The organism is Pseudomonas sp. JL3 (assembly GCF_031570575.1).
Classification (GTDB): Bacteria; Pseudomonadota; Gammaproteobacteria; order Pseudomonadales; family Pseudomonadaceae; genus Aquipseudomonas; species Aquipseudomonas cucumis.
The window spans coordinates 42000-66930 of sequence record NZ_JAKWJK010000015.1 but is presented as its reverse complement, the minus strand read 5'-3'; the positions used below and the strand labels follow the sequence as shown (position 1 = coordinate 66930).

General features: G+C 57.8%; 22 protein-coding genes and 1 pseudogene. 18 read left to right on the top strand and 5 right to left on the bottom strand.

The genetic code is table 11. The features are described from left to right. Window positions 1-51: 51 nt before the first annotated feature. The 12 genes from MMG91_RS22285 to MMG91_RS22230 all read left to right on the top strand — a co-directional run bounded on the left by MMG91_RS22285 (window position 52) and on the right by MMG91_RS22230 (window position 13038). Complete coding sequence (locus tag MMG91_RS22285) at window positions 52-1443, top strand: undecaprenyl-phosphate glucose phosphotransferase (RefSeq protein ID WP_305445719.1); 1392 nt, start codon at window positions 52-54, stop codon at window positions 1441-1443. 11 nt (window positions 1444-1454) lie between these two features. Further along, a complete protein-coding gene (locus tag MMG91_RS22280; RefSeq protein WP_310660717.1) occupies window positions 1455-1607 on the top strand; it encodes a hypothetical protein in 153 nt (50 codons plus the stop codon). A 17-nt stretch (window positions 1608-1624) separates the two neighbouring features. Then, on the top strand, window positions 1625-2578 hold the full coding sequence (locus MMG91_RS22275; RefSeq protein WP_310660716.1) for a glycosyltransferase family A protein: 954 nt from the start codon (window positions 1625-1627) through the stop codon (window positions 2576-2578). Between the two features lie 121 nt (window positions 2579-2699). After that, complete coding sequence (locus MMG91_RS22270; protein WP_310660715.1) at window positions 2700-4172, top strand: family 16 glycosylhydrolase; 1473 nt, start codon at window positions 2700-2702, stop codon at window positions 4170-4172. A 96-nt stretch (window positions 4173-4268) separates the two neighbouring features. Beyond that, entirely contained in the window at window positions 4269-5315 is a 1047-nt protein-coding gene (locus MMG91_RS22265) for an acyltransferase (protein WP_310660714.1), read from the top strand. Window positions 5316-5560: 245 nt separating this feature from the next. Beyond that, window positions 5561-6268, top strand: coding sequence for a WecB/TagA/CpsF family glycosyltransferase (locus MMG91_RS22260; protein WP_310660713.1), 708 nt, complete (start codon window positions 5561-5563; stop codon window positions 6266-6268). A 23-nt stretch (window positions 6269-6291) separates the two neighbouring features. After that, window positions 6292-7371 carry a glycosyltransferase gene (locus MMG91_RS22255; RefSeq protein ID WP_310660712.1) on the top strand — a complete coding sequence of 360 codons (1080 nt, stop codon included), beginning with the start codon at window positions 6292-6294 and terminating at the stop codon, window positions 7369-7371. Continuing rightward, complete coding sequence (locus MMG91_RS22250; protein ID WP_305502087.1) at window positions 7368-8480, top strand: glycosyltransferase; 1113 nt, start codon at window positions 7368-7370, stop codon at window positions 8478-8480. The genes MMG91_RS22255 and MMG91_RS22250 overlap by 4 nt, the downstream gene beginning before the upstream one ends. After that, on the top strand, window positions 8477-9793 hold the full coding sequence (locus MMG91_RS22245) for an O-antigen ligase family protein (RefSeq protein ID WP_310660711.1): 1317 nt from the start codon (window positions 8477-8479) through the stop codon (window positions 9791-9793). Before MMG91_RS22250 ends, MMG91_RS22245 begins: the two co-directional genes overlap by 4 nt. A 90-nt stretch (window positions 9794-9883) precedes the next feature. After that, window positions 9884-11302 (top strand): oligosaccharide flippase family protein, encoded by a 1419-nt coding sequence (locus tag MMG91_RS22240; RefSeq protein ID WP_310660710.1) that lies wholly within the window; start codon window positions 9884-9886, stop codon window positions 11300-11302. A gap of 248 nt (window positions 11303-11550) precedes the next feature. After that, on the top strand, window positions 11551-12615 hold the full coding sequence (galE, locus tag MMG91_RS22235) for a UDP-glucose 4-epimerase GalE (protein WP_305445729.1): 1065 nt from the start codon (window positions 11551-11553) through the stop codon (window positions 12613-12615). Window positions 12616-12744: 129 nt separating this feature from the next. Beyond that, window positions 12745-13038: a hypothetical protein gene (locus tag MMG91_RS22230; RefSeq protein ID WP_305502094.1), complete on the top strand. Its 294-nt coding sequence runs from the start codon at window positions 12745-12747 to the stop codon at window positions 13036-13038. A gap of 88 nt (window positions 13039-13126) precedes the next feature. On the opposite strand, the pseudogene MMG91_RS29020 reads toward MMG91_RS22230, so the two are convergent. The 3 genes and pseudogenes from MMG91_RS29020 to MMG91_RS22220 all read right to left on the bottom strand — a co-directional run. After that, window positions 13127-13258 (bottom strand): annotated as a pseudogene (locus tag MMG91_RS29020) (hypothetical protein); the annotation flags it as partial. Window positions 13259-13360: 102 nt separating this feature from the next. Beyond that, the gene (locus MMG91_RS22225) at window positions 13361-14260 is read right to left on the bottom strand and encodes a proline iminopeptidase-family hydrolase (protein ID WP_310660709.1); all 900 of its coding nucleotides are present in this window, start codon (window positions 14258-14260) and stop codon (window positions 13361-13363) included. Window positions 14261-14352: 92 nt separating this feature from the next. Then, window positions 14353-15114, bottom strand: a complete 762-nt coding sequence (locus MMG91_RS22220) for a LuxR family transcriptional regulator (protein WP_310660708.1) — start codon at window positions 15112-15114, stop codon at window positions 14353-14355. Window positions 15115-15294: 180 nt separating this feature from the next. On the opposite strand from MMG91_RS22220, the gene MMG91_RS22215 reads away from it, so the two are divergent. From MMG91_RS22215 to MMG91_RS22190, 6 genes are read left to right on the top strand one after another with little or no spacing between them, the layout of a single operon-like run. After that, window positions 15295-16182, top strand: coding sequence for a proline iminopeptidase-family hydrolase (locus MMG91_RS22215; protein WP_310660707.1), 888 nt, complete (start codon window positions 15295-15297; stop codon window positions 16180-16182). A 3-nt stretch (window positions 16183-16185) separates the two neighbouring features. Further along, complete coding sequence (locus tag MMG91_RS22210) at window positions 16186-17133, top strand: ABC transporter permease (RefSeq protein ID WP_038983062.1); 948 nt, start codon at window positions 16186-16188, stop codon at window positions 17131-17133. Then, complete coding sequence (locus MMG91_RS22205; protein WP_310660706.1) at window positions 17130-17984, top strand: ABC transporter permease; 855 nt, start codon at window positions 17130-17132, stop codon at window positions 17982-17984. The genes MMG91_RS22210 and MMG91_RS22205 overlap by 4 nt, the downstream gene beginning before the upstream one ends. Next, window positions 17981-18967, top strand: coding sequence for an ABC transporter ATP-binding protein (locus MMG91_RS22200; RefSeq protein ID WP_305502099.1), 987 nt, complete (start codon window positions 17981-17983; stop codon window positions 18965-18967). Before MMG91_RS22205 ends, MMG91_RS22200 begins: the two co-directional genes overlap by 4 nt. After that, window positions 18964-19935 (top strand): ABC transporter ATP-binding protein, encoded by a 972-nt coding sequence (locus MMG91_RS22195; RefSeq protein WP_310660705.1) that lies wholly within the window; start codon window positions 18964-18966, stop codon window positions 19933-19935. Before MMG91_RS22200 ends, MMG91_RS22195 begins: the two co-directional genes overlap by 4 nt. A gap of 33 nt (window positions 19936-19968) precedes the next feature. Next, window positions 19969-21483, top strand: a complete 1515-nt coding sequence (locus MMG91_RS22190) for an ABC transporter substrate-binding protein (protein ID WP_310660704.1) — start codon at window positions 19969-19971, stop codon at window positions 21481-21483. A gap of 68 nt (window positions 21484-21551) precedes the next feature. Here the strand turns inward: MMG91_RS22190 and MMG91_RS22185 are convergent, their stop codons facing one another. Both MMG91_RS22185 and MMG91_RS22180 read right to left on the bottom strand, forming a co-directional pair. Next, window positions 21552-22541 (bottom strand): spore coat U domain-containing protein, encoded by a 990-nt coding sequence (locus tag MMG91_RS22185; RefSeq protein ID WP_310660703.1) that lies wholly within the window; start codon window positions 22539-22541, stop codon window positions 21552-21554. A 29-nt stretch (window positions 22542-22570) separates the two neighbouring features. Then, the gene (locus MMG91_RS22180) at window positions 22571-24928 is read right to left on the bottom strand and encodes a fimbria/pilus outer membrane usher protein (RefSeq protein ID WP_310660784.1); all 2358 of its coding nucleotides are present in this window, start codon (window positions 24926-24928) and stop codon (window positions 22571-22573) included. Window positions 24929-24931 lie beyond the last annotated feature (3 nt).

Below are 24931 nucleotides of genomic sequence, written 5' to 3'. Positions count from 1 at the left end.
GGCGTGCAGTATTGGGCGCCGAAGTCCAACCCATGCCCGGAGGTTGCGCCGATGACATCGCTCTACACCGCTCAAATGACGCGCCGTCGAGGTCTGACCTTCTGGGGCCAATGGCTGTGCGCTCTCAGTCTGGTCAACATGCTGCTGATGTTGCTTGTGTATTGGCGCGTCGGCAGCCTGACCAGTGAATACCGCGTTCTGATGATTCTCACCGTTCTCGGTTCGGTGCCGATCTACAGCGTCATGCAGGTTTACCACAAGCGTCATGAGTGGTTGTCCGGGCTCGCTCGGCTGCTGGTGGCCTGGATGATTTTGCTGGCTGTTCTGATCAGCATTGCCTTCGTCACCCAGACCAGCGTGATTTTCTCGCGTCAGGTGATCATCGTCTGGGCCGTATTGGGTTACCTGGTCCAGGCGGCGAGCTTTTTGCCCCTGCATTACCTGGCCCGACTGCATTCGCACAAGCTCTGCAACGAGCGCCGCGCAGTGATCATCGGGACGTGTCCGACCGCACATACGCTGGCGAGAAAACTGTCCCGGCGCAATCGCGTGCCGCTAGTGGGTTTTATCGCGACCGCCGAACATACCGGCCCGGCACCGAGCGTTTTGCCGTTGCTGGGGCGCATCGACGAGGTTCGCGAAATCATCACCCGCCTGCGCATACGCCGGGTGTACATCGTCTTGCCGATGGCACAAGCCGCCCTTATTGAAGCGCTGTATATCGACCTGCTGGACATGAATGTCGACGTGGTCTGGATCCCTGATTTCGGCGGCATGGTGCTGCTCAATCAGTCGATTTCGGAAATAGAGCGGATGCCGGCCATCTACCTCAATGAGAGTCTTATCAGTTCGCACCCCGGCAGCCTGCTCTGCAAAGAGTTGTTCGAACGTAGCCTGGCCGCCGTGTCCATTATGGTGCTCAGCCCTTTGCTGCTGATCGTGGCGGCAGCCGTGAAGCTTTCATCGCCCGGCCCGGTGTTGTTCAAACAAAATCGCTACGGCTGTAACGCTGAGGTGATCAAGGTCTGGAAGTTCCGATCGATGCGTTTGCACGACGACAACGAAGTCCGTCAGGCCACCCGCGAGGACAGCCGCATCACCCCGCTTGGGCGTTTTTTGCGCCGCAGTTCCATCGATGAGCTACCGCAACTGTTCAACGTGCTCTGCGGCGAAATGGCCCTGGTCGGCCCGCGACCGCATGCGGTCACGCACAACATTTACTACACCGGCAAGGTTCGCGCCTACATGGCCCGTCATCGCCTCAAGCCGGGAATCACCGGGTTGGCCCAGATCACCGGGCATCGCGGTGAAACCCAGACGCTGGAAAAAATGCAGCAGCGCGTCGCCCAGGACCTCAACTACATCAACCAATGGTCGCTGTGGCTCGACATCAAGATTCTGGTCAAGACCCCTTTTACATTGTTCTCAAAAGACACTTACTGAGGAGTCAGGCAATGATCGACCTGGAATTGATCGAGCGCATCACCGGCCGCACGATCGGCCGGGTCAGCTTCGACTTCACGTCCATTGCCGATTCTGTCTTCAGTTGCGCCGAGAAACAGCGTCCGTCTGGCAGGGCAATACCGCGCGACCCGGCCAAGGCATAACAAAAGGAGAAACACCCGTGTCAGACCAAGCTCCCCTTTTACCGCATTCAGTGTGCGTCGTGATCCCAATGTACAACGGCGCCGACAGCATTGAGCAAACACTGGCGTCCCTGGTCGGGCAAACCCGACTGCCCGATCACGTCATCGTCGTCGACGATGGTTCCACCGACGACGGACCGCAACGGGTCAAAGACTTCGCGGCGCCGTTTCGCCTGACGCTATTGCATCAAGCCAACGAAGGCCAGGCAAGCGCCCGCAACCATGGAATGCAGCACACTGAAGAGACTTTTGTGGCCTTTCTCGATGCCGATGACCAATTTTGTCCGCAAAAGCTGGAGCTACAACTGGCGCTGTATGACGAACTCACTAGTCAGGGACGGCCGGTGGGGCTAATCGACTGCTATACGCAGGTCAATTACAGCGACGGCAGGCGACAACTGGACAACCGGCGCAAGAACGGCAGGCATTTCTACGATTTCATCCACGCCAACGTCGTCAATGGCGTATCCACCGCGCTGGTCAAACGCGATGTGATCATGCAACTGGGCGGCTTCGATGCCAGCCTGCGTTACTCCGAAGACCGCTTCATGTGGGCCCGAATAGCCGAACACTGGGAGATCCACACGGTGCCACAGGTGTTGCTGGAGCGCACGGTCAACAGCGGCAACATGACCGCGCAACCGAAAAAGTACTACCAGAACAAGATCAGGTTCATCGAAGTGTACCTGGCCCGCTACGGCGCGCAGCTAAGCAAGAAGCAACGGATCGATTTCGTGCTGGGCAATCACACCGACTTTCTCAATGCATTTTCCCGACGCGGCGAGCATGCCCAAGTGATTGGCGTGTACCGGCAAATGCTGGAATATTCCTGGCAAGCACTGATCTTCGCCAACGGCAAACCGACCTTGCGCTACCTCTATGCCCACGCCAGATCATTGCGCAAGGCAACGGCGTCGACCATCGCTGATTGAGCCGGTATCAACGCGGCTTGGAACAGATGATCATCGATACCTGGCGGTGGCAGTCGTGTAATCCGCAGGGGTATCAGACTTCATTTGAAATTCCGGCGCCGATTGAGGCGAAGTGATACAGATGCTTAAAGAATGTCTGCTGGCATTACTGCTGTCGGTTTCGCTTGTTTGCAACGCAGCACAAGCGCCGTCCCGTGTACCCACCACCGGGCTCGTGCTGTGGCTGGACGCGGCCGATGCTTCAACAATGACCTTGGATGCGCAGAACCGTCTCCAGCGCTGGAGCGACAAATCCGGCGAGGCCAATGACGCCACAGTAGACGATGCTGCCTTGCAGCCACAGCGGATGGCAAACGCCCTGAATGGTCATTCGGTAGTGCGTTTCAGCGGCGCTTCGGCGTTTCTCGGCAAAACAATCCGAACGGCCAAAGGCCCTGTGACGGTATTGATCGTGTCCCGTAGATTACCCGAACAAGCCCAGGTCGATCCCTGGCAACGGTTGTTCAGCTCACGCCCGCAAACCGCCAACAACGATAACGTGTTGCCGAATTTCGCCATCAGCCTGCGACAGACCACCGCGTATGCGCCGACCTTTTCCGTCCTGGAGCTTTACGATGTGCCGATTGGTCCGTATGCAGTCGGGCGCAATGTCGTCGGCAGTTCCGAAAACTTTCGTGGCGACATCGCAGAAGTGCTGGTGTACGACCGTCCGTTTGCCTCCCTTGCAGAGCGCCAGCGTGCATTTCAGTACCTGGCAGACAAGTGGTCAGTCGCCATTCCCTTACAGGCCGATACCTGGACCCGTGTCGGACCACTCGGCACATTGCCGACCCGGACCAACGCCAATCTGCCGCTGTCCGATCAGGCCAATGCCGGTCAGTGGATTCTCAACACGAAACTGTCCGACGACTTCAATGGCACCACCCTCGACCCCGGGCGCTGGCACGTCAACAATGCCATAGGAACCGAATCGCTCGGACGCAAACCGGCGCTTTTCACTCCGGGCAATGCCACCGTCAGCAATGGCAACCTGAACATTGTCTTTCGCAAGGAAACCTTGCCGCAGAAGTATGTCCTGCTCGGTTTCAAGGACTACACCTCAGCCATGGTTCGTACCATTGAACGCGGCTTCTACGGATATTACGAAGCACATGCCAAACCCATGAACTCCGCAGCTTCCAGCGCATTCTGGCTTGCGTGGACGGGCATGGCTGACAACGCAACCGAAATCGACATCTTCGAAATCGGCGGCAAGACCAAAGACGCTGCCTTCGACCGGCTATACAACATGAACGCCCACCTGTGGGCCACGCCGCAAAGCACCGAACATGTCGCCAACGGCAGCACCTGGATCAGCCCCTGGCGCCTGGCAAGTGCCTTTCATGTCTACGGCTTCGACTGGCAGCCCGACACCTTGCGCTGGTACGTCGATGGCGTGCTGGTCAGGGAATCGAAGAACACACACTTCTTCTTCCCCATGCAAATCGTCTTTGACAGTGAGGCCATGTGGAAATGGTTCGGCGTGGTTGACGATGCTGACCTGCCCTCCACCTTCAGCGTCGACTACGTCAAGATGTGGCGCCGTGCTCAATAGCCCGCACACCGCGCTATAACGTTCGTCCCGGATCAAATATCAATCGGCAGGATGGTCTGTTTTCAATCAGCGCCAACACGTTTGGAGCGCATAGACATGATCAAGCGCCGAGTGAAAGAATTAGACTTGCTGCGCTTCCTTGCTGCTTTCGCAGTAGTGATTTTTCACTATGCTTTTCGCGGGTATGCAAGGGGCGACATGTCTACGATGCCCTACCCGCTATTGGCTGAGCCTGCTAAATACGGTTATTTAGGCGTCGAACTGTTTTTTATGATCAGCGGATTCGTCATTCTGATGACCGCTTCGAGTAATAATCTCAAAGTATTTTTTATATCCCGCGTCGTTCGCCTCTACCCTGCTTTCCTGGTGTGCTGCACCATTACTTTTCTAATCACTCTTGCCATCGGACAGCCAAGATATACGGCTAGCTTTTATCAATACATTATTAACATGACATTACTTAGCGACTTGATGGGCGTCCCGTCGATAGACGGCGTTTACTGGTCTCTATTTGTAGAAATTAAATTCTACCTAATGATATCCATTCTGTTGGGCTTCAAGAAAATAGAAAAAATAGAGACATACCTCGTACTCTGGCTACTCATCTCTGCCATCGCAGAAGCATTCACTTTTGAAAAGATGCGCGCGATATTAGTTACCGATTACGCTGCATACTTCATAGCGGGTGCCACGTTCTACATTATATGGGCCAAGGGATTCACAAAAACACGAATCCTCCTATTGACAGGTGCATTCACATTAGCCAGCTATACCTCAATTGTATGGGCCGAATCGCTCGAAACCAAATATTCAACCGAATTCAATCCTCTGATCGTTTGCAGCGTAATTATCCTGTTCTTCATGATGTTTTTTTTGATCGCCACGAACAGAACGGCAGCCATAGGGACATTGAACTGGACTACATTAGGAGCGCTGACCTACCCACTTTACCTATTACATCAAATGATCGGCTTTATGATCTTTAATATTGCCTATCCAGTTGTTAACCCGCACATCCTGCTATGGGGCACCGTCGCCTTGATGATAGGTGCGTCTTATATCATCCACAAAAAGATAGAAGTCCCCATTGCCAGACAAATCAAAAAATTACTTTCATTATCCCTCAGCCGTATCAGAGACTGATTAATCCAGACACCTCCTTCACAACAGCGGGCGAAAACAAATGGTTGGAGCGTCTGAACAGGTTATTGGACAGAAGGTTATATTTTTGACTAGTGACATTTGACAGCCTGCCTATTGACTGACTTAAAACTCCACCCGTAGTTACACATTTAGTCCCGGGAAACTTGAAGCGTGTTTTCGGAGCTGGTTATTGCGTAACTCGAGCAGGCGCGAGTTCATCCATTAACAGACCTCAGGAGTCAGCAATGATCAGTCTCGAATTAATCGGGAATTACACCCCGAATTTGCTGGACACCAACAAGGCCTTTTCCTTCATTAATTTTGCGTCCGTCGGCAGTCTGTTCGACCGGGACCCGACTTCCATCGCCTATTTTTGCGACGGCATGCTGATGTCTACCTTCATGTCGCGCATCACCGGCCGCACGATCGGCCGGGTCAGCTTCGACTTCTCGTCCATTGCCGACTCTGTGTTCAGTTGCGCCGAGAAACAAGGCAAGCGCCTTTATTTTGTCGGTGCCCAGCAAGCCGAACTGGACCTGTTCCTCAACAAGATAGAGGCTCGCTACCCCGCGCTGATTATTGCCGGTCATCACAACGGCTATTTCGATGCAGCGCAGGCCGCGTGCATCCAGGCAGACATCTGCCGCAGTGAAGCGAACATCCTCATCGTAGGCTTGGGCGCCGGGCTGCAGGAGCAGTTCGAGCAAGATGCCCTGCGCGCCGGCTTCACCGGGGTGGCATTTACCTGTGGCGGTTTCATTCGCCAAGAGGCCACGGCTACTCATCAATATTACCCTGAGCTGATCAACCGCCTGCATCTGCGCGCGTTCTATCGGATGTACCGCGAACCGCACACCATCAAACGCTACCTGATCGATTACCCGACCAATTTTGTTCATCTGTTGGTGATGATCATCCGGCGAAAAGTGACCATCAATATCACTTATCCCTGAGCATCCGGCTCCGAGCAACGACCATGCATATCCTGTTCATCCTCAAGGACTTCAAGCCCGATGGTGGCCTGGAGCGCGTTCAGCAACGCCTGGCCAGGCAGTTTCTCAAAGATGGCCAGCGTGTCAGTTATTTCGTCATGAATGGCGACACACCAGACGATGAAGGGGCTGCCACGCTCAATGGCGGCGGCAATGGCATCGTCGGTTTGCTCAAGTCCATCGTACTGCTGCGGCGGATTATTCGTCGCCAGGAGGTGACCCACCTCATCGCCGCCAAGGAACAAGCCAACCTCTGCAGCTGGTTTGCCACCTTGGGTAGCCCATGCAAGGTCATCTATAGCCGTCATGCAGCACTGGATTGCAGCGAACAGAAAATCAACCCCGCCATCTTGCGTCTGCTCTATGCGTTGTACCTCTGTGGCAACGGTCGGGTAGTGACGGTTTCCAACGGCTTGCGCCAGTCCCTCGCCGAGCGGGTGCCCTGGGGTCGCGAACGCGTTCGTTATTGCCCCAACGCTGTGGTCACCGAACAACTGCTCAGTGCCGCACAGACGCCCATGCTCACCGACACGCCGGCGCAGTTCTGGCTGGCGGTGGGCCGGCTGGTGGAACCGAAGGGTTTCCACCTGCTGCTCGATGCCTACGCCATGGCCTTGCGCAGCGCTGCACTGCCGGATCTGGTGATCATCGGCGATGGCCCGCAACTTGACGCGCTGACCTCACAGGCCAGCCGACTGGGCATCGAGGACCGTGTGCATTTCACCGGTTTCCTGAGCAACCCCTACCCTTTTATCAGGCAGGCACGACTGCTGATCCTGAGTTCGTTTCATGAGGGCTTGCCGACCGTGCTGATCGAAGCCCTGGCGCTGGGCACACCCGTGCTGGCCTGCGACTGCGAAACCGGGCCCAGGGAACTGCTTGATAACGGCCGCCTCGGCGACCTGGTCAAGGTCAACGATGTAGCGGCGCTGGCCGAAGGGATGCTGCGCAGCCTGATCACGCAAAGCGAGGCTGCGCCCAGCGGGGAAGTGGCCGCTGAAGCCGTCCGACAGTACACCAGTCAATCCGCCGCGCAGGCGTACTACCAGGTATGGAATCAATGAAAAGGTTGCTGATTATTCTGCAGGACTTGAGCGGAGGTGGCGCCGAAAAAATGATGGTGCGCCTCGCCGGAGCGCTGACGGATGCAGGCAATGACGTGACCTTGCTGATGCTCACTGGCGCAGGGGTGAACTCGGCTGGTCTCGACCCACGGGTCAAACAGGTAGAGTTGCACAGTGCGCGCAGCTCCAGGGCAGTGCCGGCGCTGGCACGCTTTCTTCGCCACAATCGCTTTGACGCGCAACTGGCCGCCCTCACCCATGTCAACGTGGTGGCCATCGCCGCCGCCGCGCTGTCCGGTACGCTGGCGCGCCTGCATGTCAGCGAACGCAACGCGTTTTCCCATGACAGACACGTCAATCCCGCGTTGATGGTGCGCACCGCTTACTTGTTGGCACCGCTGCTGTATCGACTCATCCCCAATCCGGTGATCTGCGTCTCGCGCGGCGTCGCCCAGGACCTGGTCGACACCACCATCACCCGCGCGCAGGATGTCACCATTGCCGACAACCCGGTGCTCGACAATGATTTTCGCGACAAGGCGCCGGGACGTCCGAACCACCGCTGGCTGTCGAAAAAAACAACCCCGGTGATTGTCGCCGTAGGTCGCCTGACACAGCAAAAAGGCTTTGACGTATTGCTCGATGCCTTCGCCCGATTACCCGACCCCAGTACCCGATTGATCATTTTCGGCGAAGGCGCACTCAGAACCGAGTTGATCGAGCAGGCCGTCGCCTTGGGCGTGGCCGACCGATTCGATCTGCCGGGCTATACCAGCGATCCATTGGCGGAAGTGGCAGCGGCCGATTGCTTTGTGCTGTCGTCGCGTTTCGAGGGCAGTCCCAATGCGCTGGTCGAGGCCATGTCCACGGGCACCCCGGTGGTATCAACCCACTGCCCCTATGGCCCGCAAGAGATTCTCGACAATGGCGCGATCGCCCCGCTGGTGGCGGTCGACGACCCTGGCGCATTGGCCCAGGCCATTACCGTGGAACTAACGTTACCGCCTGAGGCAAACCGTCAGGCGCGCATCGATGCCGCTGCCCGTTTCGTGAGCGCCTGTGCGGCGAAAACTTATCTCGACGCGCTACTTGGGAGTCCGTCGTCATGAACAAACTGGAAGTCAGGTACACCACCCTGCGCGACGCCTTCACGTTGTTCGGCGGGCTGTTCTATATCCAGGTGATTGGATTTTTTTTCGGGTTGGCTGATGTGTCGAATCTGGACGCCGCCGAAAAAGACCTCGAAGGCAACACGATCAACCAGATCTGCGGCCTGATCACCCTGCTGGTACCGCTGTTCTTCTTTATCCGCAACAAGGTCTTTCTCAGCAAAAGCTTTTACAGGAACAATGCCTTCCTACTGATGTTCATGCTCTGCGTGGCCGTATCGATCAGTTGGTCCTACGACCCGATGTTAAGTTTCAAACGTTTTGTGGCAATGATCAGCGTGGTGTTCTTTGCAGGTTTCATCGCCTACAACTACAGCCTCGAGAAAGTCGCCTTCATGCTCGGCTGCATCATCGGCGCCGCAGCGTTTTTCGGCTTGATAATCGCGCTGTTCAGGCCTGACATCGCCTTCGTATACGGCGGTCCCCGCGATGGTGCGTTCAAAGGGATTTTCCCGGAAAAAAATGCCGGCGCACGGATCAACGCGATCGCTATTCTGTTACTGCTGCCGATGATCCGCCAGCGTAATCCATGGGCCATCCTCTGCTCGTTATTTTCGCTGATCGCGATTGCGCTGGCCCAATCCGCCACCGCCATCGCGCTGATCTGTGCCGGCACGGTGAGCTGTTGGTACTTCCTCACGCTGATCCGCTTGCACATCAACCGTTCATGGCCAGCGTTCCTCGGTACGATGATCGTCTATGTGCTGATCTGTTTCTTTCTATACGGCAATTATGCGTTGCTGCTGGAGCTGACCGGTCGTGACCCGTCACTCACCGACCGCACGCGGATCTGGGACCTGCTCACACCACTGATCGATGCCGAATTCCTCAAGGGTTACGGCTTCGGCGCCTTCTGGTCCAGCCCAAGCGCCGAAGTATTCATCAACCGTTGGGGTTACATCGGCAATGCCCACAGCGGTTACATGGAAACCTTGCTTAACGGCGGCATCGTTCAGTTGATCGCGTTGATCCTCATGCTGGTCGAGGCACTGATCAAACACTATCGGGCCGTAATGGCTGATCAGTCTGCACGGTTTCACGTCAGTGCGATGGTCATCATCGGATCGTTCATGCTCACCAACTATGTGGCGTATGTCGTGCCCAACTATCGCTCGGCGGAGTTTCTGGTGTTCTGCGTCCTGGCCCTGTCATTCCGTCACCACCACGCCAAACGCTCTGGCCTGGCAGGACGCCCTTTCACGCCTGGTGATTGCGTGACGCTCGAGGGCGTACCCGCCAAAGCGACGACCTAGCGCTATCTCTATGCGCGGGTGAAAACACTGCGTAAGTCGCCCTGAGCCGATCACTGCCTGTCGACCGCAAATCCACTGCGGGTTCTACCCATGGCCAATCATCGCCTGATGACATTAATCTGGATCTTCACCGAAAAATTCGGCCTGATTTTCCTGTCCATGATTACCTTTATCGCTTTTGCCAGGCTCATGTCGCCGGCCGAGCTGGGGATGGGCACGGTGATCATTGCCATTGTCGAGGTAGTGGCCATTCTCTACTCGTCAATGCTCGAAGACCCACTGGTACGTCTGGAGCATCTCGAAGAGAAACACATCTGCACGGCGTTCTGGTTCGCCGTGCTGATCAGTCTGGCCTCTATCGTCGTCATCTCGTTCGCCGTAATGCTGTATACGACGTCCCTGATGATCCAATGGATGACGGCGGCCGCCTCGGTGAAAATTCTCTTCACCATGATGTCGCGGGTGTATGTCGTGGAAATGCGCCGCGCCAGCAACTTCAAGATGCTGGCCTCGCGCACGCTCTTGGGCAAAGTGGCTGGCGGCGTGGGAGGTATCGCCATCGCGCTCTGGGGATTTGGCCCATGGGCGTTGATCGCTCAGGTATTGATCATGGAGTTCGTTTCGGTCGTTGTATTGATGCTCGGTAACCGCCGCCGGATCGCCTTCTACATCGACGGGCCATTCCTGCGCGAACTGTTGAGGGCCGGAGCACCGGTTGCGATCAACGTGATGAGTTGGCATATGCTGCAGCGCGGCGTCAATGTGGTACTCGGTATTACGGCCGGCACCCATGCCGTCGGCATGTTCAATATCGCCATGCGCATCATCGATCTGCCTCGCACGGCGATTTATAACGGCCTGATGAGTTATGCATTGCCGGTGTTTGCCCGGCGCGGTACCGATACCCCGCGGTTGATCGGGTTGATCAGCGACTCGACGGCAATCAGTGGTTTCCTGCTCACGCCACTGTTCGTCGGCATCGCGTTAACGGCCGAAGACATCATTCTTTTGATATTCGGCGCCAAATGGGCAGAAGCCATTCCCTTGCTGCAAGTACTGGCCTGCACCGCAGCCATCGGCAACACCGCCATGTACGCCACGACAGCCCTGGTGGCGATCAATCGCACTCACCTGACCGTCAAGGCTGAAGTGGCAACCACCCTGCTGGCGCTGGCGCTGGTTTACAGCCTGGGTCACCGCTACGCAGGCATGGCCGCAGCCCTGGCCTTGCTGGCGCGGATGGTGATCATCACGCCCCTGCAAATGCGCGGGCTGAATACGGCAATAGGTTACGGTTGGCGCCCAGTCTTCGAATCCAATTATCGCAGCGTGATCGCCACGCTCATCATGGCCGCCGTCGTGGTGTTTGTTTCTTCCCACCTGGGTTTGCGCGGCTATCTGCACCTGGCCTGCAGCATTGGTATCGGCACGCTGACTTATGCGCTGGCCTATAGCGCGTTGCACCCGCGGTGGCCACAGGAATTCAAATTGGTGTTCACCGCTCGCTGAATGCACTCATCAATGCATGGGCATTGTTTCTGCGGTTGTGCTGGCTGGCGGTTATTGCCCTTTGTAGGAGCGAGGCTGCCTGATAGGCCGTTACCGCAGAAACGGATATGTACACCGATCAAAATCGGGAAGATGTGTAGATATCCATGCTCATCAATGTGCAGCGCTCCACTCTTCCCCCAACAACTCTCGCACGGATCGCACTCCCTATCTTGACCGTCTTCTTGTGACCGGAGGAGCGCCCTATCATGGGAAAAACCACGCTGATTACAGGCGGAGCCGGATACATCGGCTCTCATACCACTTTGGCCCTGATCAACGCCGGCCAGCAGGTGCTGGTGCTCGACAACCTGTGTAACAGCTGCCGGGAATCGCTCACGCGTCTGGAGCGTTTGACCCTTACACGGGTCGATTTCATTGAAGGCGATATTCGCAATACGAAACTGCTCGACGATATTTTCAGCCGCTACGACATCGATGCCGTGATGCATTTTTCCGGCCTCAAATCCGTCGAGGAAAGCGTACGCAAGCCGCTGGATTATTACGCCAACAATGTGGTCGGCACGCTCAATCTCTGCCATGCGATGGCCCGCTACGAAGTCTTCAAACTGGTGTTCAGCTCATCGGCCACCGTGTATGGCGCCCCCCGGCAGATACCGATCATTGAGGACCTGGGCACCGGTAAACCGATAAGCCCCTACGGTCGCACCAAGCTCATGACCGAAGAATTGCTCGCCGATCTGTGCCTGTCGGATCCGCGCTGGAGCATCGCTTTGTTGCGCTACTTCAACCCTATCGGCGCGCACGAGAGCGGGCAGATTGGCGAAAACCCCAATGGCCGACCCAATAACCTGCTGCCTTGCCTGACCCAGGTCGCGATGGGGCGAGTGCCCGAACTGACCGTGTTCGGCAGCGACTATCCCACCGTTGACGGAACGTGCGTGCGCGATTACGTCCATGTGGTCGACCTTGCCGATGGCCATCTCAAAGCGCTGCAAGCGTTGCAGAGCAGAAACGGCATCCATGCCTGGAACCTGGGAACCGGTAATGGCTACAGCGTTCTGCAGATCATCCGCGCCTTCGAAGACATCACCGGCATTAGCATCCCCTTCAAATTCGCGCCACGCCGCGCCGGCGATATCGCTGAATGCTGGTCCAACCCCACCAAGGCCGGGCGTGATCTGGGCTGGTACGCGCAGCGCGATCTGGTGCGAATGATCCAAGACACCTGGCGATGGCAGCTGCGTAATCCGCATGGCTACCACGCCCAGTCCGATTTATTGGCACCCGTTGCGTTAAAGCAACGGGTATGAGCAAAAGGCCCATGGTCTGGTGCTGTGGCTCGACGTTACCTCAAGGTAGAGCGTCGCGGTAAATAGCCTGGCTCCTGCACTGCACTACCCAAAAAAACCTGGAACACACCCATAAAAGAGGTCGCAGCAATGAACGGTACGATGACTTCCGATCAAGCGATAGCCTGTCTAAACCTGGCGCTTGAACGTAACAAACAACTGTTCAGCGAAGCCTATCACTTGAGCCACGCCGCCCTTGATCTTCTCGACCAGCCCCACATGGACGTCGAACAGTTCATGCAGTATCAGAAGAAAAGACGACAAGCCGATCTTAAATACCTGGAAGCCATCGAGCACTTGCGATTAATCATGGCTGAATACCCTGTGCATCTCTTGTCAGCCGGGCACTCAACACATCAGCCGCAGGTTTCGGCTGAGGAATGACGAGGAAATTTGACCTCAGCGGGTCGCTGACTCACCGAGGATGAACACCACCAGATGCCAATACAGGGTGACCATTTCCAGACGCGTGCGCTTGCCCCTCCTTGGGCAGAAATTCGAAGTAGGGGAAACCCGAGCCGATCATCAGCAAGGTGTCGCACTCCATCATCAGCTTGTAGCTGGGCTCGGTGCCCAGCAAGCCGATGCTATCGGTGACCCAGGGCCTGGACGGTTGTTGTGCAGCATTCCGACGTCTGATTTGGTGATCGATCTTTGAGTCGTGTTGCCGCACAAGCAGGCCCGTGGACCTCACGGGCTGTCCTGCCTACAAGCACTCATCCAGAAAACTCACTACCGTCCCCATGCAGCCAACCCGCTCCTCGACATGAGGCATGTGGCTGGAGTTCTCGAACAACGCCCAACGCACGTTCGGGATCTGCTCCAGATAGGGTTTGACCACCGCCGGGGTTGCTTCATCGTAGCGACCGGAGATCACCAGCGTCGGTACGTTGATATGCCGCAAGCGGTCGACAATGGTCCAGTCTTTCAGGCTGCCTATCACATGAAACTCCGTCGGCCCGCTCATGGCATGGTAAACGGTGGGGTCGGCATCGACCTGGGCAAACGTACGCGCGACTTCGTCCGGCCAGGGAAGGACGCGACACACATGGTTGTCGTAAAAAACCCTCGATGCTTCCTGATAGGCGACCGCTTGAAAATCCCCTGCACGTTCGTATTCAAGCAATGTTTCATGCACACCGGCAGGCAATAATTGACGTAAACGGTTGGCTTCCTCAACCCAGACGCGCATATCCGCAGGGGAATTGGCGACGATCAAGGCCCGTAGCCCCTCAGGTTGCCGTACGGCGTGCTCACTGGCGAGCATGCCGCCCCAGGATTGCCCCAGTAGCGCGTAATTGTCGCTGATTTCCAGATGATCCAGCAGGTTGTCCAGTTCATCGAGAAACAGCGCTACGTTCCAGAATGAGGCATCTTTTTCCGGGAGGTGGGTCGAGCGACCGTTACCCAGTTGATCGTAGTGAACCACCGGATAGCCACTCGCGGCGATGTCCTTGAAAGCGTCGACGTAATCATGCGTGCAGCCCGGGCCCCCATGCAGAATCACCAGCGGCGTGTTTTTACCGTCGAAGTGACCCGTGACGCGGTACCAGGTCTGATAAGGACCAAAAGGTGCGAAGCCTTCGCGTATTCCGATAGATTCCATTTCTCTTTGCCGCCCCTAAAAAACCGTACGGCACACGATAGCGGGATCAGACGTTGGAAATAACTAGAGAAATAGATAGGTTTTGCCCTGTTTCAGCTATCGAGCAACCGATAATGGGTGGCCCGAACCACGGCCTGGACCCGATTCTTGGCCCCGAGTTTATGCATGGCCGAGGTCAGATGGAGGCTGATGGTGGCCAATGAGCGATTCAGTTGGTTGGCAATCTCGGCGGCGGTCAGCCCTTCAGCCGCCCATTTAAGACACTCGCGTTCACGTTTGGTCAGGTGAATGGAAGGCGTGTGAGCCTCCTTGCCAAGCAACGGATAGGCCGCTTCCTGCAAGGCATGGGAAATCAGGCTGAAATCCGCCAGGGCCCGCCGGGCATCGCGCAGGACACTGGTGCCGCTGCCGGTACGCAGCCCCGTCAACGAGGCAAAACCGCCTCTGGGCAGATGAATCGGGACCGACACACCACAGGTCATTTGCGTGTCTTCGAGGTAATTCACCACGGGCGCATGGCACGGACTGATGACCGGCTCCAACAATGTGTCTGTCCCGGGTTTGTAGGACCAGACAAAGGGTGAAACACAATTGAGTGCTACCTGCTGGACAGGGTCGATCTGGTAGTAACCCTCTGTACACCAACGGGTATGCCAATCGGCTGGAGTGTTGCGCAGTTTGAGCACTGCGGGCGTGATCAACTTGCCTTGATGGTCCAGCGGCACCGGGCTGTAGTCGTACACCAAGGCATCAAAACCCAGTTCCTCGGCCAACAGCATGGCGTTGTCCATCTGCTCATCCAGGCTCTTGCCCGACAACAGACGGGGATTGAGGTCAGATAGCTTGGCCTGCATCCATTGCGCTCCCTAATTAATTTCAATCCTGAAATTCAGCACGTAGAATGCCACGCCTCGGCGCAGGACTGCCAGACAAAACCTATACGAAATACTAGCTTTTGGGCGCATGACCTATTCAGTAAGGTTGAGCCATTTGGTCAGCGTCCGTACCGGCCAGCATCATAAAGGGAGAGTGCGATGTGGCGTGAAATCGAACCGGACCAACACTATAACGTTGAAGTCGACGGCCACAATCTGGTGGTTTATAGCTTTGGCGAGGGCGATGAGGTCCTGCTGTGCCTCAATGGAGGCCCGGGACTTCCCTGCGATTATCTGCGTGACGCCCATGGCTGGCTCAAGGACAAGGGGTTGCGCGTTGTCGCCTTCGACCAACTCGGCACCGGAGCGTCTGACAGACCCGAAGACCCATCCCTCTGGGACATCACTCGTTATGTCGCGGAGGTGGAAACCGTCCGTCAGGCCCTCGACCTGGGCCGGGTGCACTTGCTGGGGCACTCCTGGGGCGGCTGGCTGGCGATCGAATACGCCATTTACCACCCTCACGCACTCAAAACCCTGATTCTGGAAAATACGGTAGGCGATATCCCGCACCTGTCTCAGGAACTGGAGCGTCTGCGAGGCGCGCTGGGCAGCGAAACCGTGGCCATGATGCAACGTCATGAAGCCATGGGCACCCTCGATCACCCGCAATACCAAGCCGCGATCACCCTCCTCAACTATCGCCACGTCTGCCGTCTGGACGAATGGCCGGCGCCGGTCACGCGCTCTTTGGGCGACTGGAACATGGGGCCCTACACAACCATGCAGGGGCCGAATGAGTTCCTCTACGTCGGCAACCTGAAAAACTGGAATCGTCTGCAGGAAATGGCCGATTTTTCCATGCCGGTGTTGATTACCACCGGCCAGCACGACGAACTCACTCCAGCCTGTGCCATGCGCATGAAAATGGCGCTCAAGGATGCTGCGCTGCATGTGTTCCCCAACAGCAGCCATATGCCCTTCTACGAAGAACCTCACGCCTACTTTCCGGTGTTGCTGGATTTCCTCCAGCGGCACCGAGGTTAGCCGATGAATCTGTCGCGTTACCGTTTCATCCTGTCACGGCCCCTGCAGCTGCTGCCGGTGCTGTTCGGCATCAGTCTCATCACGTTTGTGCTGGTACGCTCGATTCCCGGCGACCCGGCGCGCGCCCTCCTCGGCTCGCGCAGTACGCCGGAGGGGCTGCTCAGGGTTCGCGCTCAGTTCGGCCTCGATCAGCCGCTGTGGATGCAGTACTTCTACTTCCTGAAAAACCTGTTCAACGGCGATCTCGGCCAGTCATTGCTGTACAAGGTCGACGCCTTGAAGCTGATCAGCACACGCATCGAGCCCACGCTGTTTCTGGTGCTTGGCAGTGTGCTGCTGGCAATGTTGATCGCGGTGCCGCTGGCCACCGTTGCGGCCCGCAATAAGGGTGGCTGGGGCGACAACCTGATCCGCCTGTTCACCACCGCCGGGCTCGGCATGCCTGCGTTCTGGCTGGGGATCATGTTGATCCTGCTATTCAGTGTGCAACTGGGCTGGTTCCCGGTTTCCGGCTACGGGCGCTCCTGGCTGGACAAACTGCACCACATGGTCCTGCCCTGCCTGACCATTGCCCTGGCGTTATCGGCGGTGTTGGTGCGTAATCTGCGGGCAAGCATGCTGATGGAACTGCAAGCCGACCATGTCACGGCAGCCCGGGCTCGCGGTCTGTCTGAAGACGCGGTGTTTCGTCGTCATGTACTGCCCAATTCGCTCGTACCCGCCGTCAACCTGCTGGCGGTGAACATCGGCTGGCTGATCAGCGGCACAGTGGTCATCGAGAGTCTGTTCGCCATTCCCGGAATCGGCCAGCTGTTGGTCCGGGGCATCTTCACCCGTGACTATATGGTAGTCCAAGGCGTGGCAATGGTGCTGGCCTGCGCCACCGTGGCGGTAAACTTCCTCGCTGATGTGATCACGGTAGCCATCGATCCACGCGTGAAAATCCGATGAGCAGTCAGGCAACGACTGCCCCCCGACTGAACCTGCGCCTGGGTTTGCGCAACCCTCGACTGGCAATGGGATTGGGCCTGGCAATCCTGCTCGGTTGGCTGGTGCTGGCTATCTTCGCGCCCTGGATCGCACCCTTCGACCCAATCGCCCAGAACACTGATATTCGCCTGCTGGCGCCCCATCTGGCCCACCCGTTCGGCACCGACAATTTTGGCCGCGACGTCTTGTCTCGAGTGATCTGGTCGGCCCGCATCGACTTGCAGCTGGCAGTGATAGGGGTGATTTTTCCGTTTCTGATCGGCACCTGTGTCGGGGCCTTGTCCGGTTATATCGGGGGGCGTTTCGATACGTTCTGCATGCGCCTGATCGATATCATCCTGGCCTTCCCGTTCCTGGTGTTGATGCTGGCGATCATGGCGATCCTCGGTCCCGGCCTGATGAGTTTCTACATCGCCATGGCTCTGGTGGGCTGGGTGTCCTACGCACGGTTGATCCGCTCGCAGATCCTGATACTCAAGGAAAGCGATTTCGCCCTTGCCGCCAAAAGCCTCGGCTTCGGCCATGGGCGCATTCTGTTTCGGCACCTGCTGCCGAACGCGATGTTCGGCTCGATCGTGTTTTCCATGTCCGATGCGGTGCTGGTGTTGCTCAACGGCGCGGCCGTCAGTTACCTCGGCCTCGGGGTTCAACCACCCACCGCCGAGTGGGGCACGATGGTCGCCGAAGGCCAGAGTTTTATTACCTCCGCCTGGTGGATCTGCACCTTTCCGGGATTGGCGATCGTCACCCTGGCCATGGGCTTCAGCCTGCTGGCCGACGCTGTTGCCGAACGTCTGGGTGAACGCTCATGAGTGCGCCTGTGCTGAAGGTCGAAGAGCTCAGCGTCATCGTCCGTAAGGGTGAGCACGAGGTGACCCTGGTGGATCGCTTGTCCTTTGACCTGGCCGAGGGTGAGGTGCTCGGACTGGTGGGGGAAAGCGGCTCCGGCAAAACCATGGCTTGTCGGGGGTTAATGAGACTGCTGCCGTCGCCCAACCTGCGAGTCGAAGGCACAACCGTGCAACTGGCCGGGGAAAATCTATTGCATCTGGACGAGGCCGGCATGCGCCGCATGCGTGGACGCCAATTAGGGATGATTTTCCAGAACCCCAGCAGCCATCTCGACCCGTTGATGCGCATTGGCGAGCAGATTGGCGAAGGTATTCGCCTGCATCAAGGCGCCAGCAAGCGCGAAGCCCGCGCCCAGGCCATCGACGTACTTCGGCAAGTGGGCATTCCCGATCCGCAGCGGCGAGTCGACAGTTACCCTCACGAATTCTCCGGCGGCATGCGTCAGCGAGCGATGATCGCCGTGGCGCTGGGTTGCAACCCGAACGTGCTGATCGCCGACGAGCCGACCACCGCCCTCGACGTCACGGTGCAAGCGCAAATCCTGCGCCTGCTGTTGGATCTTCGTGACCAGCGTGGCCTGTCAATCATCTTGATCACCCATGACCTGGGGGTGGTTGCCCAGACCTGCGACTCGATTGCCGTGATGTACGCCGGACGTTTGTGCGAGCACGGCAACAAACACGAAGTGCTGGCCCATCCACGCCATCCTTACACCGCTGGGCTGATCGACTGTCAGCCGGCCACCAGTCACGGTCACGCATTGCTCAAAACCATCGCCGGGCAACCGCCCCTGCTCGACGCCCTGCCCCACGGTTGCCGCTTCAATCCGCGCTGCCAGCAAATCGGCAACCGATGCACAACACTGATGCCGAGTTTGCAGCCCGTAAGCCATGGACACCGCATCGCTTGCCATTACCCCTTGGCCGCCGGAGACCGCTCATGACCCTGCTCGAGGTCAAGGATCTGCACGTGCGTTTCGCCGCTCCGGGCACTGGTCTGCTGGGCATGAATAGGCAATGGCTGACAGCGGTGAACGGCGTTTCGCTGACCCTGTCGGCCGGAGAAACACTTGGGCTGGTCGGCGAGTCGGGCAGTGGCAAAAGCAGCCTGGGGCGGGCGATCCTGCACCTTAACGAGATCTACGCCGGGCAGGTGCTGTTCGATGGCATCGACATGGCCCACGCAGGGAAGATTGACATCCAGAGGCTGCGTCATGAGACGGCGATGGTTTTTCAGGACCCTTACGCCGCTCTCAACCCACGCCTGAGCATCGGCCAGACCCTGGCGGAAGTGCTCCGGGTACAACGCAAAGTGCCGGAACCACTGATTGCCGCCCGAGTCGATGAACTGCTGACTCTGGTTGGTCTGCGCCCCGAATTGGCCTCGCGCAAACCGCACGCCTTGAGTGGCGGCCAATGCCAGCGTGTCGGGATCGCCCGCGCGCTGGCCGTGGAGCCGCGCCTGATCGTCGCCGATGAATGCGTGGCCGCGCTGGATGTGTCCATCCAGGGGCAGATCATCAACCTGCTGCTGGAGCTGCGCCAGCGCATGAACCTGGCGATTGTGTTCATTGCCCATGATCTGGCGATCGTTCGCCGGCTCTGTGATCGGGTGGCGGTGATGTACCTGGGCAAGATCGTCGAAGAAGGCCCCGTGGAGGAAGTATTCCGCTCCCCGCGTCATCCTTATACTGCCGCACTGATCCAGTCGATTCCGCACATCGATCCGGCCCGGGCGCTACCCACCGACCCTTTGCCCGGTGAACCACCCAGTCCTTTGCAACTGCCATCCGGCTGCGCCTTTCACCCGCGCTGTCGCTATGTTCGCCCCACTTGTAGCCAGGTGGCGCCCCCGACCCGTCAACTCGACGCTCGCCGTTACGACTGTGTGCTTGAGGAGCCTCTGCTTTAAAAAACAACGTACCCATCAAGAAGGAGTTTGACCATGCGATCCAGGCATTTGAAATTGCTCGCCGCAGCCACATTGACCGCTTGCACCCTTGCCAGCGGCATTGCTCAGGCGGCCGGTGTACTCACCATTGGTTGCCGTGAAGAAAGCACCACGTTCGACCCGATCAAGAGCGCGCAAAACCGCGATACCTGGGTGTTTTCCAATGTCTACGACACACTGATCCGGGTCGACAAGGCCGGCAGCAAGATGGAACCCGGCCTGGCTGAAAGCTGGAAAGTCTCCGACGATGGCCTGACCTACACCTTCAAAATGCGCGCGGCGAAATTCTCCGACGGCTCGCCGATCACGGCCGAAGATGCGGCATTCAGCCTGTTGCGCACTCGCGATAACAAAGCCTCACTGTGGAGCGACGCCTACAAACTGATCGACACGGCGAAAGCGGCCGATCCGCAGACCCTGGTCGTCACCCTGACCACCCCGTCGGTACCGTTCCTCTCGCAACTGGCCTCACCGACCGTGTCGGTTCTCTCGCAGAAGGCCATGACCCGCATGGGCGAAGATGCCTATGCCCAGGAGCCTGTGGTCTCGGGCGCATTTTTTGTCAAAGAGTGGCTGCGCGGCGACCGCGTGAAGCTGGAGAAGAACCCGCATTTCTGGCAGGCCGACAAGGTCAGCCTGGATGGCGTGGAGTGGATATCCATTCCGGACGACAATACCCGGATGCTCAAGGTACAGGCAGGCGAGCTGGACTCAGCGATCTTCGTACCGTTTTCGCGAGTCGACGCGCTGCGCAAGGATCCCAACCTGACCATCCACTCCGACCCTTCCACTCGGGAAGATCACCTGTTGATCAACCATGAGCACGGTCTGCTGAGCAAGCCTGAAGTACGTCAGGCACTGGACATGGCCATCAACAAAAAATCGGTGGTCGATACCGTGACCTTCGGCCATGGCCAGGAGGCTTACTCCTACATTCCCAAAGGCTCGCTTTACCACTACGCCGACAACTTGAAGCGTCCATTCGACCCAACCAAAGCCAAGCAGATGCTGAGCGATGCCGGCGCAGCGGGCATGAAGCTGAACTATGTGGTCAACGCTGGTAACGAAGCCGATGAGCAGATTGCCGTGCTGGTTCAGCAGCAACTGGCGGCCGTCGGTGTAACCGCCACCCTGCAAAAGGTCGACCCAACCCAGAGCTGGCAGATGCTGGTCGACGGTGACTACGACCTGTCCGTGATGTACTGGACCAACGACATCCTCGACCCGGACCAGAAGACCACCTTCGTGCTGGGCCACGATACCAACATGAACTACATGACCCGCTACAAGAACGACAAGGTCAAGAATCTGGTGTCGGCTGCCCGAGTGGAAGCGGACCCGGCCAAGCGTGAACAGATGTACGTCGACTTACAAAAGGTCGCCAAACAGGACGTCAACTGGATCGACCTTTACTACAGCCCGTACATCAACATTTCGCGCAAGAACATAGAAAACTTCCAGCAAAACCCACTGGGGCGTTTCTCTCTTGAGGAAACCGTGAAGAACTAAGTTGCGCTGAAGCATGGAAACCAATGGACCTCTTTTCAGAGGTCCATTTTTAATGCCGGGAGCAGGTACTAAAACCCCACATCCAGCACCACACTGTCCAGATAGGTTCCCGGTGATGGCGTGCTCTGGTCGAGGTAGATTTTGGCGTTGTAGTTGAAGATCTGACTGCCAGTGCCCAGGCCATTGCCGGGGTTGACCTCGGCATCGGAACTTGCGCGACGGGCCGTGCCGACGCTGCCCCAACGGGTGGTTCCGGCGCTCTTGAAGAGGTCATAAGCCAGGTAATTGCTGCCCGAGATCATCCGCCTGCGCCCGCCCACGCCAACAGCATGCTGACCATCGTCCAGCCCCACCGTGTAGGCACTGCCCTTGGTGCAGGCCAGGTTGATCGTCTGGCCAGTGACGGTGGAGAAGGAGCTGATTACCGAAGCGCTGCCAAAACTGATGTTCGGCGCAGTGATCGTGCAGTCGTTGTCCACGGTCATATTGACAGTCAGACTCGTGGAACCGCTGTTGATGTCTCGCCCCTGACAACTGCCGCCTCCACCATAGTCATGGCAATAATCCCAGCTCCAGAAAATGTTCAGGGTTTCAGAGTAAATCCCGGCCGCCACGTTGCTGCCGATAATCGTATTCAGGTAGATCGGTACGGCCTTGGCAACCGCGGGGTTGGAAAGCAGGCCGAGGTCATCGATGATCGAGTGTCGGGCGAAGTCGAACGCTACGCCGCGAGTGATCGGATAGCTGGTGCTGTTGTTGGCAAACACCGTGTAACCAATTACATCACTGGTTGGCCCGACCACCCCTGCGGTTGCCGACGTAATGGTCGCGTAAAAATGATCATCACTGGCCAACGACGATGCCAACGAACCGGTGCAACTCAATCCGGCATGGGTGGTGGAGCTGGTTTGCAAAGTGGTACGCACCGCGATCGAACTCATCGAGCCAAAACCGGCCGGTGAAGTACTGGCCACCTCGCACAAGGCGTCGGCATGACACGGCAGAAAAATCGCCATCAACCCGATCACCTTACCTGGCCATCGATCAGAAAATTGCATACTCCATCTTCCTGTTCTATAGGGCGTTTTCATTGACACAGCAGTGGCCCGATCAACGGCACCTGGCCCTGTTGCATGTCCAGCGTGAACTGCGCCTGGCAGGTCCGGCCATCGGCCAGAGTCACGTGCAAACTGTTGTGTTCTTCAAGGTTTTCCAGATAGACCAGGCCGTCCCAACCGACCACCGCATACGCCCCGCTCTGCTCGTGCCGCACGCGGCTGCCCAAGGGCAATTCATGCTGCTGCGCGTCCACCAGCACAACACTCGCGGCAATGATCCGGCTCAGGGGGAACTCCAGCAGGTAGCCACTGCCACGGCGCACCGAGACCCGTTGTTCGACATTCGAGCTCTGCACATTGGTCGGCAAGTTCAGTGGATCGATTTCATATTTGCCGCGATAGTAGGCGCTGCTCCACGGCACCAACAGATGGCCATTTTTATCCGTCAGGCCCACTCGTTGATTTTCGTAACGCACCGGAATATCGGCAAAGCCACCGGTGCTGACCACGACGAACGCATCATCGATGCGATTGGCGACGAACACTTGATGGTCCATCCACACCAGCGAACCGCTGGCATCGGCCCAGCGGGTTTCGGCATCACTGCTGCCGTAAACCCCAGCCTGCAATTGCACCGATTGCAGGCGCCAGGTCAGGTCGGCCTGACGATAATCCGGGCCTTCGTCGTGGGCATAACCGAGGTTGAAGCCCACGCCGCCTGCGCTGGGCACAGCGCGACTGTAATTGACGCGCTGACGGCTTACGCCGGTCTTGCTGCGCTCGCCACTCACACTCAAGGTGCCACGCAGGTCGAAGGGGATGACCAGTTGCGCCTGCATCGCCCAGTCGCTATCGCCGATCTCGCGATTGGCCGACAGGTAAAAACTGGTATTGCGCCACAGCGGTTTGCTCCAGGTCAGATTGAGTAATCGGGTGCGCGAATCATCCGCCGCCCGCACATCGAAATAGCCCGCACCGAGGCTGCCCCAGCCGTTGAGACTGACGCTCAGGGTCAACTGCTCGCTACGCTGGCTGAGGCTGATGTAAGGGCTGTCGACAACGGTCAGGTCGGCGTACTGGTCGCGGCGCTGCATACGTTGATAGGAAACGCTGTAGTGCTGGCTGCTGTATTGATAACCGAGGCTGACTTGCTGACCGCTATTGCCGTCGAACCGGCTTTGACTGACTGCCGTGTTGAGCACGCCGAAATTGCCCAGGCGCAGGTTGCCGCCAACGCCGCCCAGGGACAACGCATCCGAAGCCTCGGCATGACTTTCGACGGTCAGACTATCGTTCAGACCGTAACGCAGGCTGCCTGAGGTCACACCCGGACCGTAACCGAAATCGCGAATCCCGAAGTCACGGCGCAGGGTGCCGGCAGCCACCGAGAAATCCATCAGGCCTTTTTGCAGCAGGTTGCTGGTGACATAGAACGGCACGGTGGTCGAGACCTGTCGGCCGAGGGCATCGGTCGTGACCACCACTGCTTCGCCCGCACCGTTGATGAACGGAATGTTGGTCAATGTGTAGGGACCGGGCTGCAACTCGGCGCTGCTGGACTTGTAGCCGTTGATGAACAGGTCGACCGATGACGGTACCGCCGCTTCCCCGGCGAACTGCGGCAACGGATAGGTCACCAGGTCCGGGCGCACACCGAAGTCGCGCGACACTTGCACACCGCCCAGGCGAACCGAACTGCTCCAGGGCAAGGCGCCGCTGACCAGATCGCCCGCCTCGTAGGTCAGCAGACGGTCGTCATCGGAGTAACGCCAAGTGGTGTCGTAACGCCGATATCCATTGTTCAGTGTGCCGTTGCTGATTCCGGAAATCGTGCGCCGGTATTGCCCGGTGTTGGACAGCGTGCCCCAACTGTCAAATAGCCGCACCTCGTTCCAGGCCGCAAGGTAGGTGCCGCTGTCATCGGTGTCGTTGAGGTACAGGTCGTAGTTGAGCAAGGCGCCGAAACTGCTCAATGCCGGGGTGCGCGGATACGCCTCACGGCTGCCGACAAACTGCTCCGGCAACCAGTCTGGCGGGACGTTCAAAAACAGCCGCTGACCCTGGCTGTCGTAGTCGCTATGCAAACCTTGCAGACTGTCGAGAGCGACTTCAGCGTTGAGCTCTTGCGGCAGCTCCATACCGATTTCGCGTAATACCGCGACCGGTACAAAGAAGCGCCCGCCGCGCTGCTCCACCGCCACCACACGCCCGGTATCCATTTGATTGACGACCAGTTCCAGAAACAATTGCGCGTCGACAACCGCCTCCATGCCACTGGGGGCTGGCGGCAGGTCACCCGCCAGGCCGTGGTGGGCGAATACCAGACAGCACAGGCCAATCGCGGCCCACAGCGGACGCTTGATACTGCGAGCCCGATCCTGGCTCATCAC

Coding starts and splice junctions, on each gene's coding strand:
- MMG91_RS22285 (WP_305445719.1), top strand. CDS start 52: ATGACATCGCTCTACACCGCTCAAATGACGCGCCGTCGAGGTCTGACC.
- MMG91_RS22280 (WP_310660717.1), top strand. CDS start 1,455: ATGATCGACCTGGAATTGATCGAGCGCATCACCGGCCGCACGATCGGC.
- MMG91_RS22270 (WP_310660715.1), top strand. CDS start 2,700: ATGCTTAAAGAATGTCTGCTGGCATTACTGCTGTCGGTTTCGCTTGTT.
- MMG91_RS22265 (WP_310660714.1), top strand. CDS start 4,269: ATGATCAAGCGCCGAGTGAAAGAATTAGACTTGCTGCGCTTCCTTGCT.
- MMG91_RS22260 (WP_310660713.1), top strand. CDS start 5,561: ATGATCAGTCTCGAATTAATCGGGAATTACACCCCGAATTTGCTGGAC.
- MMG91_RS22255 (WP_310660712.1), top strand. CDS start 6,292: ATGCATATCCTGTTCATCCTCAAGGACTTCAAGCCCGATGGTGGCCTG.
- MMG91_RS22250 (WP_305502087.1), top strand. CDS start 7,368: ATGAAAAGGTTGCTGATTATTCTGCAGGACTTGAGCGGAGGTGGCGCC.
- MMG91_RS22245 (WP_310660711.1), top strand. CDS start 8,477: ATGAACAAACTGGAAGTCAGGTACACCACCCTGCGCGACGCCTTCACG.
- MMG91_RS22240 (WP_310660710.1), top strand. CDS start 9,884: ATGGCCAATCATCGCCTGATGACATTAATCTGGATCTTCACCGAAAAA.
- galE (WP_305445729.1), top strand. CDS start 11,551: ATGGGAAAAACCACGCTGATTACAGGCGGAGCCGGATACATCGGCTCT.
- MMG91_RS22230 (WP_305502094.1), top strand. CDS start 12,745: ATGAACGGTACGATGACTTCCGATCAAGCGATAGCCTGTCTAAACCTG.
- MMG91_RS22225 (WP_310660709.1), bottom strand. CDS start 14,260: ATGGAATCTATCGGAATACGCGAAGGCTTCGCACCTTTTGGTCCTTAT.
- MMG91_RS22220 (WP_310660708.1), bottom strand. CDS start 15,114: ATGCAGGCCAAGCTATCTGACCTCAATCCCCGTCTGTTGTCGGGCAAG.
- MMG91_RS22215 (WP_310660707.1), top strand. CDS start 15,295: ATGTGGCGTGAAATCGAACCGGACCAACACTATAACGTTGAAGTCGAC.
- MMG91_RS22210 (WP_038983062.1), top strand. CDS start 16,186: ATGAATCTGTCGCGTTACCGTTTCATCCTGTCACGGCCCCTGCAGCTG.
- MMG91_RS22205 (WP_310660706.1), top strand. CDS start 17,130: ATGAGCAGTCAGGCAACGACTGCCCCCCGACTGAACCTGCGCCTGGGT.
- MMG91_RS22200 (WP_305502099.1), top strand. CDS start 17,981: ATGAGTGCGCCTGTGCTGAAGGTCGAAGAGCTCAGCGTCATCGTCCGT.
- MMG91_RS22195 (WP_310660705.1), top strand. CDS start 18,964: ATGACCCTGCTCGAGGTCAAGGATCTGCACGTGCGTTTCGCCGCTCCG.
- MMG91_RS22190 (WP_310660704.1), top strand. CDS start 19,969: ATGCGATCCAGGCATTTGAAATTGCTCGCCGCAGCCACATTGACCGCT.
- MMG91_RS22185 (WP_310660703.1), bottom strand. CDS start 22,541: ATGCAATTTTCTGATCGATGGCCAGGTAAGGTGATCGGGTTGATGGCG.
- MMG91_RS22180 (WP_310660784.1), bottom strand. CDS start 24,928: ATGAGCCAGGATCGGGCTCGCAGTATCAAGCGTCCGCTGTGGGCCGCG.